At 49.2% G+C, this 16912-nt stretch carries 19 protein-coding genes; 2 read left to right on the top strand and 17 right to left on the bottom strand.

Going from position 1 to position 16912, the window contains the following annotated elements; genetic code table 11:
* Positions 1–17: 17 nt before the first annotated feature.
* From C7R94_RS01785 to C7R94_RS01730, 12 genes are all read right to left on the bottom strand, one after another.
* Positions 18–581 carry a thioredoxin family protein gene (locus C7R94_RS01785; RefSeq protein WP_106778213.1) on the bottom strand — a complete coding sequence of 188 codons (564 nt, stop codon included), beginning with the start codon at positions 579–581 and terminating at the stop codon, positions 18–20.
* Positions 582–610: 29 nt separating this feature from the next.
* Positions 611–1000 (bottom strand): IDEAL domain-containing protein, encoded by a 390-nt coding sequence (locus tag C7R94_RS01780; protein WP_106778212.1) that lies wholly within the window; start codon positions 998–1000, stop codon positions 611–613.
* A 62-nt stretch (positions 1001–1062) separates the two neighbouring features.
* The gene (locus tag C7R94_RS01775) at positions 1063–1500 is read right to left on the bottom strand and encodes an RrF2 family transcriptional regulator (RefSeq protein ID WP_106778211.1); all 438 of its coding nucleotides are present in this window, start codon (positions 1498–1500) and stop codon (positions 1063–1065) included.
* Positions 1501–1732: 232 nt separating this feature from the next.
* Complete coding sequence (locus tag C7R94_RS01770; protein ID WP_106778262.1) at positions 1733–2212, bottom strand: GNAT family N-acetyltransferase; 480 nt, start codon at positions 2210–2212, stop codon at positions 1733–1735.
* 67 nt (positions 2213–2279) lie between these two features.
* Entirely contained in the window at positions 2280–3260 is a 981-nt protein-coding gene (locus tag C7R94_RS01765; RefSeq protein ID WP_106778210.1) for a quinone oxidoreductase family protein, read from the bottom strand.
* Positions 3261–3292: 32 nt separating this feature from the next.
* Positions 3293–3880, bottom strand: a complete 588-nt coding sequence (locus C7R94_RS01760; protein WP_106778209.1) for a DUF1802 family protein — start codon at positions 3878–3880, stop codon at positions 3293–3295.
* 41 nt (positions 3881–3921) lie between these two features.
* Positions 3922–4980 carry a multifunctional transcriptional regulator/nicotinamide-nucleotide adenylyltransferase/ribosylnicotinamide kinase NadR gene (gene nadR / locus C7R94_RS01755; protein ID WP_106778208.1) on the bottom strand — a complete coding sequence of 353 codons (1059 nt, stop codon included), beginning with the start codon at positions 4978–4980 and terminating at the stop codon, positions 3922–3924.
* Positions 4968–5681 carry a nicotinamide riboside transporter PnuC gene (pnuC, locus tag C7R94_RS01750; RefSeq protein WP_106778207.1) on the bottom strand — a complete coding sequence of 238 codons (714 nt, stop codon included), beginning with the start codon at positions 5679–5681 and terminating at the stop codon, positions 4968–4970. The genes nadR and pnuC overlap by 13 nt, the downstream gene beginning before the upstream one ends.
* Positions 5678–6538, bottom strand: coding sequence for a TIGR02452 family protein (locus C7R94_RS01745; RefSeq protein ID WP_106778206.1), 861 nt, complete (start codon positions 6536–6538; stop codon positions 5678–5680). Before C7R94_RS01745 ends, pnuC begins: the two co-directional genes overlap by 4 nt.
* Before the next feature lie 24 nt (positions 6539–6562).
* Positions 6563–7471, bottom strand: coding sequence for an NUDIX hydrolase (locus tag C7R94_RS01740; RefSeq protein WP_106778205.1), 909 nt, complete (start codon positions 7469–7471; stop codon positions 6563–6565).
* 152 nt (positions 7472–7623) lie between these two features.
* The gene (locus tag C7R94_RS01735; RefSeq protein ID WP_047070831.1) at positions 7624–7956 is read right to left on the bottom strand and encodes a hypothetical protein; all 333 of its coding nucleotides are present in this window, start codon (positions 7954–7956) and stop codon (positions 7624–7626) included.
* A 358-nt stretch (positions 7957–8314) separates the two neighbouring features.
* The gene (locus C7R94_RS01730; protein ID WP_047070829.1) at positions 8315–9589 is read right to left on the bottom strand and encodes a cation:dicarboxylate symporter family transporter; all 1275 of its coding nucleotides are present in this window, start codon (positions 9587–9589) and stop codon (positions 8315–8317) included.
* Between the two features lie 264 nt (positions 9590–9853).
* Here C7R94_RS01730 and ytvI point away from each other — a divergent pair, with 264 nt between their 5' ends.
* Both ytvI and C7R94_RS01720 read left to right on the top strand, forming a co-directional pair.
* Positions 9854–10885 carry a sporulation integral membrane protein YtvI gene (gene ytvI / locus C7R94_RS01725; protein ID WP_047070827.1) on the top strand — a complete coding sequence of 344 codons (1032 nt, stop codon included), beginning with the start codon at positions 9854–9856 and terminating at the stop codon, positions 10883–10885.
* 92 nt (positions 10886–10977) lie between these two features.
* Positions 10978–12222: a pyridoxal-phosphate-dependent aminotransferase family protein gene (locus C7R94_RS01720; protein ID WP_106778204.1), complete on the top strand. Its 1245-nt coding sequence runs from the start codon at positions 10978–10980 to the stop codon at positions 12220–12222.
* Positions 12223–12258: 36 nt separating this feature from the next.
* Here the strand turns inward: C7R94_RS01720 and C7R94_RS01715 are convergent, their stop codons facing one another.
* The 5 genes from C7R94_RS01715 to C7R94_RS01695 all read right to left on the bottom strand — a co-directional run bounded on the left by C7R94_RS01715 (position 12259) and on the right by C7R94_RS01695 (position 16892).
* Positions 12259–13578, bottom strand: coding sequence for a (Fe-S)-binding protein (locus C7R94_RS01715; protein WP_106778203.1), 1320 nt, complete (start codon positions 13576–13578; stop codon positions 12259–12261).
* On the bottom strand, positions 13571–14986 hold the full coding sequence (locus tag C7R94_RS01710) for an FAD-binding oxidoreductase (protein WP_106778202.1): 1416 nt from the start codon (positions 14984–14986) through the stop codon (positions 13571–13573). Before C7R94_RS01710 ends, C7R94_RS01715 begins: the two co-directional genes overlap by 8 nt.
* A gap of 27 nt (positions 14987–15013) precedes the next feature.
* Positions 15014–15922, bottom strand: a complete 909-nt coding sequence (gene murQ, locus C7R94_RS01705; protein WP_106778261.1) for an N-acetylmuramic acid 6-phosphate etherase — start codon at positions 15920–15922, stop codon at positions 15014–15016.
* A 221-nt stretch (positions 15923–16143) separates the two neighbouring features.
* Positions 16144–16521: a VOC family protein gene (locus C7R94_RS01700; RefSeq protein ID WP_047070819.1), complete on the bottom strand. Its 378-nt coding sequence runs from the start codon at positions 16519–16521 to the stop codon at positions 16144–16146.
* A gap of 5 nt (positions 16522–16526) precedes the next feature.
* On the bottom strand, positions 16527–16892 hold the full coding sequence (locus C7R94_RS01695; protein WP_047070817.1) for an MmcQ/YjbR family DNA-binding protein: 366 nt from the start codon (positions 16890–16892) through the stop codon (positions 16527–16529).
* Positions 16893–16912 lie beyond the last annotated feature (20 nt).

Here is a 16912-nt window from a genome sequence, read left to right as displayed (position 1 = left end):
CCTATAGATTTTTCTCTTTAGCCTTGCAGCTTCGCTTTCACACTCTCGATCACTGTGCGCCAAATAGCAGGGTCTGTAGATATCTTTTGCTTGAAGTTGCGGTACAACTCCTTTTGCTTTTCCTCAAAATCTGGAGCGTCTGCAGCCGGCAAGCCTGCACGGGCAGTCGTAATCATTTCCTGTACTTCTGGAGAACGCGGTCCCCACACTCTTGCCTCGTAACCCTCCTGGTCGAGGAAAATAAAGATCGGGATTGCACGTGCTGTGCCATTGGTCAGGTATTGATCCATCAGCTCCAAATTTTCGTCACGGATGAGAAAGCGCAATTCAATGTTGCTTTCCTCAGCAATTCGCTGAATGACAGGAACGCACAAGGAAGCATCCCCACACCAGTCTGCGGTTAGAACGACCCCTTTCCAATTGCGCTGGGAGAGCTCCTTCCAGACAGCCAGATCCTCTTCCGTAAATGTGAGCTGATCGTACACGCGAGACAGCTCTTCTTTGTTGACGTTCATGCTTTCTTTGTACGCAGCAAAGCTCATTCCCTTTTCAAACCAACTGTTCTGATTCACGTTAGACATACTCCGTACTCCTCCTGTATTGTGAAAAATTATTGCTCCCAAATAGCAGAAGTTCCCAAGCGATTGCGAATGGAAGAGCTTCTTGTTTTGCGGGCTTCTTTCCCTGACGTCTGTTTCATGGTGCTTGCCTTAGCAGTCAGGTCCATAAACCACTCTCTATCTTTGGTTGCGAGAGCGAGGTCGATCAAATCATGCATATGCTCTTCATCATCAAAAGAGCCTACTGGAATGCGTTCCATCCACTGTCTCGGAATCACCACCAGCTTGCCGATCGTCTCTTCGTTGTCGCATTGAACCACATAAACTTTCGCGGTACCTCGCAATGAATCATCTGTTTCGACGAAGCCTTGAACTAACTCGCCGAATTTGGTCTTGCCCAATACCCATTCACCGACTTCCAATAACTCATCTCGATTCATTTTCGTGCACCTCCTAATTGTAACGGAAATCATTACAGTTTCCATGTTAAAAATTTGTATGGTTACTGTCGCGAATTCTCCTGACATCCATGACGGACTTTATCTAATACAGTCTGGATCGTAATTTGTTCCAAATACTTCGTGAAGTACATCTCTGCTTCGGTAAAAATCTGATCCATGACTCCGTGCATATTCGCAGAAACCTGACACGCTTCTTGCGGATCTCCCGAACACCAGTGCGGCTTCAGTGTACCATTCGAAATCGAACGATATATCTCAGCCAAGGTGACCTCATTCGGATCGCACGCGAGGATATAACCGCCGCCAATTCCCTCTTTGGTCTTCACAAACCCGTTCTTACGCAGAATGCTCATGATTTTGCGAATTCTGGCAGGATTCGTACATACATTTTTTGCGATGAGCTCACTGCTTGCCATATGCTCTGGGATATGAGCCAACAAAGCCAAGCTGTGAACAGCAATGGTAAATTCACTATTCACGTCACAGACGGCCTCCTTGCGAAGAGTACTGTAATAATAATTCGTACAGTTACGAATGTCAACAATTGTGTGGGGGCAAACTTTTTAAAACCGGAGGTTGTCAATCTGCGGTTGTTGGAGGGAAGCGAAGGCACATGTTTTCCAGTCGCCTTTTTCCTCTCTTCGTTCGGGCGGTCTCCTTCCAAACATGTGCCTTCGCTTTTCGGACAGCTATTGCTTCTGCGGGGCTTTTTTAAATAAGTTTTTTTATAAAAAGGATTTCATCGCGGATTGGGATGCCATTTGCTGCGATTAGGGGGATTTCCGGTTTGATTTGGCGGGCTTTGTCCACAGCATTGATGTACAGCTCGTGAAGCTGATAACCTCTTTTTTGGTAAAATCCCATGGCGTGCAGGTTATCGTTGGTGGTGACGAGCTTCATGCGGTGGCAGCCTTTTTCTTTGGCGGTCTGCTCTACTTGCTTGAGAAGTGCGGTCCCGATTCCTTTGTGTTCAATCACACTGTCCAAGGAAATGATTTCACATTCCTGATCTTCGATTACATAGGAAATAAATCCCTGGATTGCTCCATCTTCCCCCTTTACTGCGTAGCCATCCAGCGCATCGCATTGGAAGACGCCACTGGAGATGACCATTTGCGGACTTCCCCAGTGTGTGATGAAAAATTCAGTGATAACGTTTTTGTCCAGTTCGCTTGTAGAAATTATCTGCATAGCATTCACCTCTCCAAAATGATAAAGCGAAAACCCTTGCTTGTGAGTCAGCAAGGGCTCCAAATCGTTACGAACGCACATCCAGCAGTACTTTTCCCGTACTCGCCCTGCTCTCTACCCACGCATGGGCGCTCGCTGCTTCTTCCAATGCAAAATGCTTGCCGATCTTGATGTTCAGCTGTCCATTCGCCAAATAGTCCAAAACTTGCTTGGCTGGATCCTGCAACAAGTGTGGGCGCAGCTTGCGTGTCGTACCAAAGCTGAAGCCTAATACAGAGCGGCAGCTTGCGTGCAAATCGATTGTTTTGATCTGACCGATTTCGCCGCTGGCATTGCCAAAATGGACGAGTCGGCCGTACCAGGCGAGGCACTCAAGACTACGCTCGCTCACCGCTCCGGAAATCGAGTCCAAAATAACATCGGCTCCCGCACCATCCGTCAACTCACGTACCTTTTCCACAAAATCTTCGCGATCATTGCAAATCACATGATCGGCACCGGCTGACAAGGCAATTTCCGCCTTTGCTTCATTACCGACTGTGCCGATGACACGACCTGCTCCGAGCAGCTTGGCTAATTGAATCGCCGTCGTCCCGATTCCGCCTGCCGCAGCGTGAATCAGTACGGTTTCCCCTTTGGCAATACGGGCTACCTTCGCCAATAGCTGGTACGAAGTAAATGACACGACTGGGCAAGCGGCTGCTGTTTCCGTGCTAATTTGATCTGGCAGCGCAAAGGTCAAGCTCTCATCCGCCACGATATACTCGGCGTATGATCCGTCGGCCGGAAATGCGATGACTCGTTGTCCCACCTTCAGGCTTTGCACCTCTGCCCCCACCTGTTCGATCACGCCAGTTGCATCGAGTCCCGGGATAAACGGCAGCTTGGCTGCTCCCTTTTTTCCATATCTGGATTTGATATCGGCAAAATTGACACTGGTCATCTCGACGCGGATCAGCACCTGTGCAGGTGACATGATCGGCATCTCGACTTCCGCATATTTCATCGTCTCCGGTCCGCCTAATTCCGTTACCAAGATCGCTTTCATGAGAACCCTCCAGACAAGAGTGGAATAGAATGTCAGTTTTGCAGAATGTTCATGATCGCAGCTTTTTTCGCTGCGAACTCCTCGTCGGAAAGCACAGGGGTAAACCCAGCTCGCGGAATATCCACTAAGAGATCATGCCAAGATTTGCAGCCTTGATAAGCAGCGTCAATCGGGATTTCTACCGGCTGCTCTAATCGATACATCCGCACGAACAAAATGTGCAGCGGCTGTTTTTTCTTCCAATGCAAGCGCACATCTGCGAAATTGTCCGTCCAGATGTGGAAGGGCGAAAGCGCGCGCAGCTTGGCTTCGTCCATCAACTCAACATCGTCGGTTACTTCGGCAAAATATTCGATCGTTACGGTCTTCTTGTCCATTGTCCAGCCTTCGAGGGTCGCGTCTAACAGGTGTTGGTAGTCTGCCTTAACCATGTCGCGCTTCTGGTGCTCATAGGTCGGATACAAATAAAATTGATTGTTTTCCAAGCGGAATTCTCGTGTTTCTTCGTATAACCCACCCTTGCGGATCGTGATGATCTGCTCACCTTCTCCAAGCGCTTTGACGGCGACAGCCCATTCCTTCAAGCTAAGGGGGGATAGCGGCTGTGCGATCGACTGCATGCAGCACGGCTCCCTTCTACTGTCAGAATCGTTTGATAACTTTAGTCTAGCCCAATTCCCGCTCGTTGAGAAGTCGTCTTCAACAGTTGATCGACATGCTGCATCGCTCCTTGCAGTCTCTCGGCATAATTTCCTCGCAGTGTCACGTACGTAATTCCCCGCTCATCCAGCATCTGGCGCAGCTTTTCATGATTGTGCAGGCGCACTTGCTCTTCTCCGTGCACACGCAGTCCATCATCTACCCATGCGACATCTGGCTCCATGAACAGCCACAAATCATATTTTTGCTCTTCGGCAATCTGGTCGAGAACAGAGAAGGTTTGCCCAGTGTACAGCTCAGAGTAAAATTGGGTGACAATCGCTTCGGTATCGATGAACAAGAGCTTGTTGGCTTTCTGGAGCGCTTCGTACTCTTTCATTTTGTGCCCATACGCGATATGCGGGAAATACTCCGGTGTCAAAATCGTATCGCAGCCCCCAACCTCTTCGCAGATTGTGCGTCCATACTCCTCGACAAACACGGTGTTGTAGATTTTCGCAAGATAACGGGTCAAGGTCGATTTCCCGCAGCTCTCTGTTCCTACGACCACTACCTTTTTGACGAAATAGGGCTGAACAACAGTCGGGATGTGCTGCCAATGGGTGTAGACCCCTTCGTTGCGAATTTGGGTAGCGGATATCGGCACTTGGCTACGCGATTCATCGAGAATGATATGCGCTGCCTCCGGGTATAAACGGCGAAAAATCGGATCATAGGCGGACTCGGAGCTGAAAACCAGATCGATTTTTTTCCCGATCTTGCGCTGGATGTCCGCTGCTCCCGCCTCCCAATCGTAGCTCTCGTCGCTATCCGCATGATCCTCGACTGCAAGCACACGGACATTTTCCATGTCCTTAACGAGCGTGGACAGCCATCTCAACCGTACTTCATAGGGCATGGGCTTGATCCCTGCCTCCTCACACAGTTTTCGGTCGCGAGTAGGGCTGTGCGAGAGAATGACGTACAGCTCGTCGCAGCGGCAGGCCGCCTGTGTAATCGCGTATACATGTCCCTGATGCAGTGGCAAAAATTTGCCGCCAATGAAGCCTACGCCCCCCATGTCTGCTCCTCCCTTTGCTTGCGGTACTGTCGAACCCAGTTCATCAATCCGTAGATGGCATTCACTAAATAAGCGGACCACATGACAAGCATCGAGATATCGCTTCCGTCCTTCAAAAATGCTACCAGCCACATGTAGATCGTGAACAAATCAATGATGATCCAGACCACCCACTGCTCGACCAAGCGCTTCACCATAAAGAGCATCGCGATGACGGAGAGAACAGCCGTCAAGGAATCGACAAAAGGCAAGGCCCCGCCCATTTGCTTCAATACAAACCCGTAGGCAACTGTTGCGATGATGCTCAAGATCGTCCACCAGATACGTGCTCGGTTGGACAAAACCGTAATCTTAACGTCATTTTGTTTCACTTCGGACACGCGGTTTTTGCGCCATAGGTAGAGTCCTATGAATTGCATCGGCAAAAAATAGAGAAGATTCAGCATGACTTCCCCATAATACTTTTGCCCATAAGCGACGAACGCGTACAAAACTACATTGATGATACCCGGGTAGTAGCTCCACGTCTTTCCTTTGGCAACAAGCACGACACTCAACATCCCTGTTAAGGAGGCAATCAAGCCGATTAATGTATCATCCAGTGCGAAATACAAATAGAGGGTTACCAGTGTAAACGAGATGAGCCATATTTTTTCAAACCAATTCCAGTCTGCTAACAAGCTGGTGCTTTTCGCATTCATGCGAATCTCTCCTTGAACGCTCGCAGGTTTTCCTGGCGCGCAGAATTGTCGTAGATGGCAAAAACGATGTGGTCAAAAAACTGTGCATACTGCTCCTCGATCAAAACAGACGCAAAGTAATCTGCTACGTCCTCCGCTTTGTTGCGGAATACTCCGCAGCCGTACGCTCCCAAAATGATCGTCCGGTGGTTATGAATAACTGCTGCCCGCAAAATTTTTCGGATGCGCTCCTTCATGACAGGGCCAATCTTCGCGATATTTTCCGGCTCTCGCTCACGAACAACCCCTGCATTCACAGCAGGCGCCGTAATAAAAGACAAGAGGTATGGCTCATGCAAAAGCTGATCGCTTTGGTCGCGAAGTACAGGGACCCGCGGTGAATAAATCATGTAATCGGAATAAAAGCAGGTTTTCAATTGGCGATGATAGGTGTACATTTCCTGCATTTGCACGATGCAAGGATACAGACCGGAGGAACGCGCCAAGCTCTCTTCTTGCGCCTGGCTTCCCCCTAGGAATCCTCCGCCCGGATTTTTGGCGGAAGCAAAATTCAAGCATATGGCATCTGCTCGTTTCTCGGAGACGACGAGGCGCTTGGCTGCATCCAGGCTGGATTCCGAGGTTACCTCGACCTTGGCACGCAGTTGTGCTGCCGTTGTTTGATGAGATGGATGTTGTACTGTTTCTGCAGCCAAATCATTTGGACGATACAAGACGGACTGGCTGATGGCAGCAGTGAGATCCTCCGTTATGGTCTTCTTTTCTCCCGCTTTGTTCACGTAGTAGCCCTGCTCTATGATTTGCAGCGTCTCTTGCGCGATTCGTACGCGCCCGCTTCGATTGTGTCCCTGATTCATTGTGATTTCCTCCCTGGTGCGGGGCTACGTCTGATCCATCCATTCCGGGTTAAAGCGGAAATACTTGGATGGTCGGTGCCCGGCATGTTTTCGATATTGATTCGTTTCCAGCACTTTGTCGGCTACCTTCCTGCGAAACGCCGCAGCCAACAGCTCACGTCCCAAAATCACTTCGTACACCTGTTGCAAATCACTTAGCGTAAACAGCTCCGGCATTAAGGCAAAGGCGATGTCCGTGTATTCAATCTTATTACGCAATCGCTCCAGCGCGTATTGAATGATTTTGGCGTGATCAAATGCGATATTGTTCGTCTCCACAATTTCGCGGGTCTCACGTACGGTGCGGCCCGTTACTGTTTTGGTAATTTTAATCGTGGCAGACAGTTCCTCTCTCTCGTGGACCAGTCGCAATTCCAGCCAGCTTTCAGTAATGGAGCCGTCCGTAGTCGCTGTCTTTGTTTCTTTCAGCCACCTGTCCTCGATGCGGTACCACTCCGCTTCCTCTGCATCCTCCCCTGCCTGCAGCTGTAAGGACGAGCTGTCTACCAAGGCCATGTACGACGTGCTGATAACCCAAGTCCGCGGATCTCTGCCCGCATCACCCCAGGTATAGAGCTGCTCCAAGTAAATATCGTCTACGTTTGTTTCCGTACGCAGCTCGCGTCTGGCTGCCTCCTCCAGACTCTCCCCAGGTGTAACAAACCCACCCGGCAACGCCCATTGGCCGATATACGGATGCTCACCACGCTTCACAAGCAATATTTTCAAAGACTTGGGCGAGAGCTTGCGGTAATTCTCCTCCAGCTCATCCATTACGGTGAATACCAGCATATCGACTGTCACAGACGGCCGCTCGAATTGGCTGACATCATAAGCTTCCAAGTACTCCTTTTCGGTTTGACCTTGTTTATTGACATGTGATTTTTCTTTCATCCAATCGCCTCTTTTAGCTGCTGAAATGTTGTTGCTTTTTTGTTATTAACAAAATGTTATTATCAAGTTGTTGGTATCATATTACTCTTTCCTGTTTTTGGTGTCAATAAAAAAATACCCAACTCGAGGAAGGGTATTTTAACCGATGTCACTTAATGAATTACAAAGTACATGAATGCCCATGTAACAATAGAAGGTACGCCTGCTATAAATGTATAAAGAGCCCAATTCATCTCTTTACTATTTGCCTTTTGTATTCGCTCATTATTATCATCTGCAACGAAGTTTCTCTTCACGTCTGGAGTAGCCATGGTTATCCGATCAACGCCAAGTGAAGATCCGAACATAAAAATGGAAATCACAATTAGTCCGAACCCCGTATAGCTTGAAAAAGTCAGTAAAGTGCTCGTTCCACGATCCCCCAAGAATGCATACAAAATCAAAAGCCCAAGAAGACCAAATCCAAAAATCAATGCTTTGATCATTTTTAATCAGCCCCCTGTCACCATCATTATAAAACGAACACCAATCATTTTGCATGTTGGCGTTCGTTCTACAAGTAATAAACTGTAGCTGAAAATTCTTATGTCCAAGTCGAAGATTTACGTTTCAAAGTATCCTTAGTGCTTACTCTGATTACACTTGCAATGTCTGTCACTGGTTTGCGAGAGGAAGGGGCATTTTATGAAAGGAATTAATTCTTAAAAAATGCATCACATACAAAAACGATTAAAGATTTTTGGGTTTGAAGCGCTACCGCCACTTTTCCACGCAATGCAAAAAAGCCCCCTGCCAGTTAAATTCACTGACAGGAGGCTTCTTACAAACCATTAATAGCTTAGATTAAGCAGCGCTTGGATCGGCTTTTACTGCCTGAACATAATTGTCTGCTTTCTTTTGATCGAACTGACCTTCCCAACGAGAGATCACGATTGCTGCCAACGCATTACCTACTACGTTAACAACTGTACGAGCCATATCCATCAAACGGTCTACGCCGGCGATGAAAGCAAGACCTTCTACTGGGAGACCTACAGAGCCGAGCGTAGCCAACAGTACTACGAACGATACTCCCGGTACACCAGCGATCCCTTTGGACGTAACCATCAGTACGAGCATAAGCGTGATCTGTGTGCTGATTGGCATGTGAATCCCATACATTTGCGCAATGAACAGAGCAGCCAGTGCCTGGTACAGTGTGGAACCATCCAGGTTGAAGGAGTAGCCTGTCGGAATAACAAAGGACGCGATCGCCTTCGGACAGCCCATCTTCTCCATTTTTTCCATGATTTTAGGCAGTACAGTCTCGGAGCTGGAGGTGGAGTAAGCCAACAACAGCTCGTCCTTCAGTACACGCAGGATGGAAGTGATTTTGACTCCGCTGATACGTGCGATGATGCCCAATACCACCAAGATGAAGAACACCATGGCAACGTGAACCAAAATAACCAGTTTCCCCAATGGAATCAAGGAAGACAAACCAAATTTGGAAACGGTAACACCAATCAGTGCAAAAACACCAAACGGAGCGAATCGCATGATGGTGTTCACAACCCAGAACATGGCGTCCGCGACTCCATTGAAGAAGTTGAGAACCGGCCTTCCTTTCTCTCCTGCTGCTGCGACACCAAGTCCAAACAGAACGGAGAAGAAGATAATCGCTAACATATCACCACGAGCAAGAGAATCAAAGATATTCGTTGGTACAATCTTAACGAATGTTTCCACCATACCGTGGCTCTGTGTTGATTCAGCCGTGTCTACATACTTGTGGATATCGGTCTTGGTAAGGACTGTTCGATCCACACCGACACCCGGTTGAAAGATATTGGCCGCCAAAAGACCAATGATAATGGCAATCGTGGTAACGATTTCAAAATACAGAATTGTCTTACCACCGATTTTGCCTAACTTCTTCATGTCACCTACGCCTGCTACGCCTACAATAAGCGTGGCAACAACGATCGGAACGACAATCATTTTAATCAATCGGAGAAAAATATCACCGATAGGTTGTAAATAGGTCGCCACTGCCGGGTTGCCGTAAAAAATAGCACCCACCAGGATACCCAGAATGAGACCGACGACAATTTGCATCGCTAATCCAAACCGCTTCATCCTGACACCTCGCTATGAAAGATTAAGATGTGACTCTCAAGTCGATATGCTGATACGCATCAAACTTGAGTGGTATATAGGTGAGCATCATATCATGACTTTTTGTGTTTTCCCCTTTTTTGTATTCTTTTCATTTATTTATTTTTTCTGATAATATCTATCGATTTCTTGCTATGATTGGGCTCATTGTGTTCGCTTCTGGAAAAATGATAGAATAAGGGAATCAATTTTCAGCGATTTTTTCATTCAGAATGGAGCGCAGTCATGACGATTCGGAAAATGATCATCCTGCTACTAGTTCTTGCAGTCGGGTTGTTTCTTTTACCTTACTCCGTCCCCTTTTTGCTAGCACTGTTAACAGCAATTCTGGTTGAGCCGCTCGTCTTGTTTCTTACCAAAAGGCTACGAATGAATCGGATGAGTGCGGTGATCGCATCCTTTTTCCTCTTCCTCATTTCATTTGGGATCGTACTGTACTGGATCGGTACGCAGATTGTGGTTCAGGGAATTGTTTTGGCTCAGAGATTACCGGCCTTTTCACAGCATATTTTTGAGTTGGTCGAGTCCTATTTGATGAGCTGGGAAACTTACTATGCGTCGTTACCTGCCGAAACCGTATCAGAAATCCAGAGTGTCTTCGCTGGGCTTAAAAACTGGGCGCTTACTTCAGCCTCCACGGTTGCCAAAGGTATTCTTGGTGTGGCAGCCATCGTTCCTGGCTTTTTGATCTCCACGATCATTTACTTGGTTGCCTTGTTTTTGATCAGTCTCGATTTGCCGAAATTGCGTGCGGGCTTCATGAGAATGTTCACGGTGTCTGCCCGTGAAAAGGTCGAAGTGGTCATCTCTCAATTGAACCGTGCCACCGTTGGGTTTTTACGTGCCCAGATCATCTTGAGCCTGATGACGTTCACGCTATCCTTTTTGGGATTACTTATCTTGCAGGTCAAGTATGCAGCCGTCATTTCGCTCATGATCGTGTTCGTCGATATTCTCCCTATCTTGGGCGCAGGCTCGTTCCTCGTCCCATGGGCTATTTACAACTTCTTGATGGGCAACTCTTATTTGGCGATCGGCCTGATCGTCATCTTCCTCGTGATTACGGTCGTCCGCCGTATTATTGAGCCCAAGGTACTCGCATCTAATCTGGGAATTAGCGCTCTAGCCGCTCTTGTCAGCATGTTCCTCGGATTTCAGGTGATTGGATTTTTCGGGCTGATACTCGGTCCAGCGCTCGTCATCATCTACGAGGCGCTGCGAAAAGCTGGATTCTTGAATTTCAAAATAGATTTTTGATGGGCACAAAAGATAGGCAGTACTGCGGCCGTTTTTTCCGGTAATGAATCGGAAAAGCGGCCCTTGATATAGAAAGAGCTGGGGGAGCGCTTATGTGTGCATACAAAGAACAGACCATCTCACAACGAACGATCATGACGCCGGGGCCCGTCGAGGCTGAGCCTAGTGTTCTTCGCGTGATGGGTTCACCCATATTGGGACAATTCGATCCAGAATTCACGAACATCATGAACGAAACAATGGAAATGCTTCGGAATTTGTTTCAGACATCCAATCATTGGGCTTTCCCTATAGACGGAACTTCCCGGGCGGGTATCGAGGCCGTTTTGTGTAGCATAATCGAACCAGGAGATCGGGTGCTTGTACCCATTTATGGACGATTCGGGCACTTGCTCACGGAGATTGCGGAAAGGTACGGCGCAGATGTGATTACGATGGAAACGCGCTGGGGAAGCATCTTTGAGCCGCAGGACGTGATTGCCGAAATCGAACGAATTCAGCCCAAAATCGTAGCAATGGTCCACGGCGAAACATCCACTGGCTGTGTTCAGCCTTTGAAAGAAATCGGAGAAGCTTGCCGCCGGATGGATGTCCTATTTGTCGTCGATGCTGTCGCTTCGATCGGCGGGACAGAAGTGAAGGTAGACGATTGGTATATCGACGCTTGTATTGGCGGCACGCAAAAATGCTTGTCTGTCCCCTCTGGGATCGCTCCTATCACGTTTAATTCTCGTTTAGAAGCACTCTTGCTCCAACGAAAAAAAATTGAGCGTGGACTCGCTGATCCCTCTGCTCCGAAATCTACGCAAACCCGAACGATCCGCAGCAACTATTTTGACTTGAGCCAGCTCATGGACTACTGGGGACCCGCACGGCTGAACCACCATACGGAGGCGACAACGATGCTGTACGCCTTGCGCGAGGGTGTGCGCATCGCCCTTACGGAAGGTCTGGAGGCGAGATTCGCCAGACATCGCTTGCATGAACAAGCATTGGTCGCTGGTGTGTTGGCGATGGGATTGCAGCTCTACGGCGATCCGGCTTGCAAGCTTCCCGTCGTGACCTGTATCAAAATTCCTGACGGGCTGGACGGAGAGTCAGTCCGAGATATGCTGCTCGAAGATTTTCATATTGAAATTGCCAGTTCCTTTGGGCCGTTAAAAGGGAAAATCTGGCGGATTGGCACAATGGGCTACAGCTGCCGGAAGAAAAATATTTTGCATGTGTTAGGTGCGCTGGAAGCGGTTCTCATCCGGCATGGAGCCCGTGTACACGCAGGGCGCGCCGTTCAAGCTGCGTTGGATATCTACGATCAGGAAAAAGTACAAAACAGCTAGCCCCTCTTAAACGGAAAAAGCCTTTGTCATCCCCACTCACTCAGGGATAGACAAGGGCTTTTCTTTTTGCTGCACACGCGCCAATAAATCGACGATGTGCACGGCTTCCATCTTTCCTTCCAGTCCCGCTCGATGAATGCCTGCTTTCATTTGCAACAGACAGCCCGGATTCGAGGTCACGAGAATGTCTGCTTGGGTAGCCGCTACATGATCCATTTTTTCATCCAAAAGGCTCCCGGCCATCTCAGACTGCACCAGATTGTAAATACCCGCAGAGCCGCAGCAGCGATCTCCTTCGCGAAGCTGTACGTATGTAGCTCCCGGAATGGCTTGCAGGAGGCTCACTGGCTCTTTTGTCACCTTCATCCCGTTGCGCAGGTGACAGGAGGATTGATAGGTGATTCGTTGCGGCAATGACTGCCACTCTTTTGGTTCGACGAGAAGTGCAAGTATCTCGCTAATATCCTTCACGCGTGAAGCGAACCAGTGTGCTTTCTCCTTCCATTCGGCATCTTTCTCCAGCAAATGGTTGTATTCTAGAAGCATCGCTCCGCAACCACCTGCATTGGATACAATGATATCCACATCAGCCTTGTGAAAAGCAGCCACATTTTTTCGCGCCAGATTGCGAGCCTGTTCACGCTCACCGCTATGTGCATGGAGAGCGCCGCAGCAAACCTGGTCTGGAGCGATGATGACCTCACAGCCTGCCTCACTCAAAAGCCGAACAGTGTTGCGATTCGTCTCATTGAATAGGACATCCATGATGCAGCCGTGAAACATGCCTACACGATACTTGCGCTCACCTACGGCTGGAATAACCGTGCCACCGAAAAAGTCCACGATACCTCTTCCAGATGCTTCAGGCATGATCGCTTCCATTTCCCGCATTTGTTTTGGCAGAATGGACAGCACCCCCAGCTTGCGAAGGACTTTTTGCACACCTGAGCGTTGATAGAAGCGCAAGAGACCGCCGAGCCGGTACATGTGCTTCTGATGAGGAAACAAGTGGAAAAACGCGAGCTTGCGGACGGCTTTGACCCACCATGGATGCTCCTGCACCTCTTCGATCGCTTCTCGCGTCTGCTCGATCAGTTGACCGTACGGCACACCTGCCGGGCATACCGGCTCACATGCCCGGCAGCCTAGACAGAGATTCATTTGATCGATGAAATCTTTGTCCGGCTCCATGACACCGTCTGCTACGGCTTTCATCAAGGCGATGCGACCTCGTGGAGAAGCCGCCTCATAGCCTGTTTCCCGAAAGGTCGGACATGCTGGCTGACAGAAGCCACAGCGCATACAATTGGACAGTTCATCGTAATCGAGTTTCTTTACCAAGGCCTCTTTAAGCACGCTGGACCACCACTCTGTTCCTGGACTGTTTGGCAAACATCTTGTCAGGGTTCAGGAGATTGTGAGGATCGAAAGCGTGCTTGATGCCTTTCATGATCTCCATACCTGCGGCCCCTACCTTCCACTCCAAATACGGTGCCTTGACGATTCCTACACCATGCTCTCCCGTAATCGTTCCGCCCAAATCGATTGCCGCCGCGAAAATTTCCTCGAAGGCATGCTCGACACGCTCGATCTCTTCCGTGTTGCGAGCGTCTGTCATGCAGGTCGGATGCAAATTGCCGTCTCCTGCATGCCCGAAGGTGCAAATTTGCAGTCCGTATCGCTCTGTAATCTCTTGGATCGCAGCGACCATCGGCGCAATTGCGGCGCGGGGAACGGTTGCGTCTTCCAAAATGGTCGTAGGACGCATCCGTGACAACGCGGCGAGGGCACTGCGTCTGGCCGTCATCACCTCATCAGCTTCCTCCGCTGTCGTCGCTACCTTGATTTGGACGGCTTCATTCTTCTCGCAAATCGCAGCGATCTGCTCCATGTCCCGATCGACCGTCTGTGGTTCTCCATCCTGACCGATCAGGAGGATCGCCGCCGCATCTGTCGGAAGCCCGATCTGTTTGAAATCCTCGACAACACGGATCGTGCCCTGATCGAGAAATTCCAGCGTGCCAGGGATAATCCGATTGGCAATGATATCGGAAACCGACCTCGCTGCCTGTGCCATATCTGCAAACATAGCGAGCATAACCCGCTGTGTTTGCGGCCTCGGAATCAGCTTGAGAATCGCCTCGGTAATGATCGCCAATGTGCCCTCGCTGCCGACCAAGAGCTTGGTCAGATCATAGCCCGCCACATCCTTCATCAGCTTGCCCCCGGTACGGATGACCTCTCCGTTCGGCAACACAGCTTCGAGACCCAGCACGTAATCCTTGGTAGTTCCGTACTTCAACCCGCGCAGTCCACCCGAATTAAGCGCAATATTCCCGCCAATCGTGGAGATGACCATACTGCCTGGATCGGGTGGGTAAAACAAACCAAGCGCCTCTACCGCCTGATGGATGTCGACCGTTCGGACCCCCGGCTGCACTGTTATCGTCAAATTTTGTTCGTCAATCTCTACGATCTGATTCATCCGACTCAACACCAAGACAATTCCGCCCCCGACTGGTATCGTTCCGCCGCATAGATTGGAGCCAGCCCCACGCGTCACAATCGGAATGTGGTGTCGTGCTGCAACTCGCATAACCTGTTGGATTTCGGCTGTGCTCTTCGGCATGACGACCACATCCGGCAATGCTTGCTGCATCGGCGTCGCGTCATACGAATAAGCGACTAATGCTTCCTGTTTGTCGAGACAGTTTTTCTCTCCGACGATAGCACGCAGCTCTTCGCGAATAGATTCTGGCAACATGGAATCTCTCCACCCTTTCCCGAAAACTTAGTCCAACTGCGAAATAGCTTCCCTGATTCTTCCATTGGTAACATTCAACATACGAGTGGCTTCTTCCCTGCTCGTTTCGGTTAGCTTCATGATAATGGCGGTCTTCGCATCACCGCCTGCCTGATCAGCCAGTTGCTCCGCTTCCTCGTAACTCGCTCCAGTTACTTCCATGATGATCCGCTTTACCCGTTCCTTCAGCTTGAGGTTGGTCGCCTGCACACTGACCATCAGATTTCCGTACACTTTGCCCAAGCGAATCATCGTCGCTGTTGTCAGCATGTTCAGCACCAGCTTTTGGGCTGTACCTGCCTTGAGCCTCGTCGATCCGGTCAATACTTCTGGTCCTACGACGACATTAATTGCTACATCTACACCTTCATTGATGTACGAAGGTTTGTTGCAAGAGACAGCAATCGTCTTGGCCTCGATCTTTTGTGCCTCCGCCAATACACCGCGTATATACGGGGTCCGTCCACTGGCTGCGATTCCTACTACCACATCATTTTTGGTCACACCGTATTTATGCACATCTTCTTGACCTAATTCAAAAGAATCCTCTGCTCCTTCTACCGCGCGTACCATCGCGGGTGGTCCGCCTGCAATCACACCCTGAACGAGCTCAGGCGGGGTACCAAAGGTCGGCGGGCACTCAGACGCATCCAAAATTCCTAAACGTCCACTCGTTCCAGCACCAAAGTAAAACAGTCTTCCGCCCTTTTCCAATGCGCGTGTGATAACCTCTACCGCATCAGAGACTTGATCGAGGACGCGCTCTACCGCATAAGGAACCTTCTTGTCCTCATCGTTCATCATTTGTACGATGCCTCGGACACTCAATTGATCCAAATTACTGCTGCTCTCGTTTTTTCCTTCAGTCGTCAATGCTTGCAAGTTCTCCAGCTTCATGCTCTTTCGAGGTTGATGCATAGTCAAAAACCCCCATTTATTAATTGACCGAAAATTCACTCCTATCATCACCCTCATTATATGCAGTAAAATTACACAAATCAATTTACATTAAGTAAATTTTATTTCATGATAAAACATTCAATAATTTCGTCCACAAACGCAAACAAGCCGAACCTCTTTCCCAAAGGCTCGGCTTGACTTCCTATTTAAGGATCGTATTATGCAAACAAACTGATCAGGTTCCCATCCGGATCTTTCACGATGGCATACCGTTGGCCCCAGAATGCATCCCATGGCTCACGGTGACTCTCGTAGCCTTGGGAAACGATTTTCGTGTACAACCCATCAAGCGCCGCAGCATTCTCACACAAAAAAGCCAGCTCAATTCGATGCCCGACAGGTGCTTCCCATCCTCCATACACACCCTTGGCAACTTCCATTGTATCAAAGGCGAGACGAACACCGTCCTGCGCAACCTCCACATGCGGCTCTTCATTTGCTCCCTCGGGAATATCGAATCCGAGTACCCGGTAGAAGTCCAACGCTTTTTTCATGTCCTGGACGACAATCCCTACCATATCAAGCTTGATTCCCACACCACTCACTCCTGTTCGCTCTTGATTTCTTGCTGGACGCGCTTGGGCAGTTTTTGGAGCACCGTTTCGTACGCATGCTCGATCATCCTTTCCCATAAGCCTTCGGGAATGTCAGCGTCCAAGTATACCGAATTCCAATGGGATTTATTCATGTGATAGCCGGGTACGATCCCTTCGTAGGTCTCGCGCAACTCCTCCGCACGCATCGGGTCGCATTTCAAGGTGAGGATGCGAACACCTTTGGAGTCGCCTCCGATCATGGCAAATATTTTGCCTCCAACATGGTAACGATCGCATTCCCAATCCATCTGATAGTCGTGGGTGGCACCGGGCTGCTTCCGGCAGTATGTATCTAATGTTTGTTCATTCACATGAATTCACCATCCTTTCA

The organism is Brevibacillus sp. NRRL NRS-603 (assembly GCF_003013445.1).
Classification (GTDB): domain Bacteria; phylum Bacillota; class Bacilli; order Brevibacillales; family Brevibacillaceae; genus Brevibacillus; species Brevibacillus formosus.
The sequence above is the reverse complement of the archived record's forward strand: the minus strand, read 5'-3'. Positions and strand labels throughout refer to the sequence as shown.

What these genes read in the sequence shown, in the direction of transcription:
- nadR (WP_106778208.1), bottom strand. Translation starts at nt 4,980, where the DNA reads ATGGGGGGCGTAGGCTTCATTGGCGGCAAATTTTTGCCACTGCATCAG.
- C7R94_RS01720 (WP_106778204.1), top strand. Translation starts at nt 10,978, where the DNA reads ATGTGTGCATACAAAGAACAGACCATCTCACAACGAACGATCATGACG.
- C7R94_RS01735 (WP_047070831.1), bottom strand. Translation starts at nt 7,956, where the DNA reads ATGATCAAAGCATTGATTTTTGGATTTGGTCTTCTTGGGCTTTTGATT.
- C7R94_RS01740 (WP_106778205.1), bottom strand. Translation starts at nt 7,471, where the DNA reads ATGAAAGAAAAATCACATGTCAATAAACAAGGTCAAACCGAAAAGGAG.
- C7R94_RS01765 (WP_106778210.1), bottom strand. Translation starts at nt 3,260, where the DNA reads ATGAAAGCGATCTTGGTAACGGAATTAGGCGGACCGGAGACGATGAAA.
- C7R94_RS01760 (WP_106778209.1), bottom strand. Translation starts at nt 3,880, where the DNA reads ATGCAGTCGATCGCACAGCCGCTATCCCCCCTTAGCTTGAAGGAATGG.
- ytvI (WP_047070827.1), top strand. Translation starts at nt 9,854, where the DNA reads ATGACGATTCGGAAAATGATCATCCTGCTACTAGTTCTTGCAGTCGGG.
- C7R94_RS01745 (WP_106778206.1), bottom strand. Translation starts at nt 6,538, where the DNA reads ATGAATCAGGGACACAATCGAAGCGGGCGCGTACGAATCGCGCAAGAG.
- murQ (WP_106778261.1), bottom strand. Translation starts at nt 15,922, where the DNA reads ATGAAGCTGGAGAACTTGCAAGCATTGACGACTGAAGGAAAAAACGAG.
- C7R94_RS01780 (WP_106778212.1), bottom strand. Translation starts at nt 1,000, where the DNA reads ATGAATCGAGATGAGTTATTGGAAGTCGGTGAATGGGTATTGGGCAAG.
- C7R94_RS01785 (WP_106778213.1), bottom strand. Translation starts at nt 581, where the DNA reads ATGTCTAACGTGAATCAGAACAGTTGGTTTGAAAAGGGAATGAGCTTT.
- C7R94_RS01710 (WP_106778202.1), bottom strand. Translation starts at nt 14,986, where the DNA reads ATGTTGCCAGAATCTATTCGCGAAGAGCTGCGTGCTATCGTCGGAGAG.
- pnuC (WP_106778207.1), bottom strand. Translation starts at nt 5,681, where the DNA reads ATGAATGCGAAAAGCACCAGCTTGTTAGCAGACTGGAATTGGTTTGAA.
- C7R94_RS01730 (WP_047070829.1), bottom strand. Translation starts at nt 9,589, where the DNA reads ATGAAGCGGTTTGGATTAGCGATGCAAATTGTCGTCGGTCTCATTCTG.
- C7R94_RS01770 (WP_106778262.1), bottom strand. Translation starts at nt 2,212, where the DNA reads ATGCAGATAATTTCTACAAGCGAACTGGACAAAAACGTTATCACTGAA.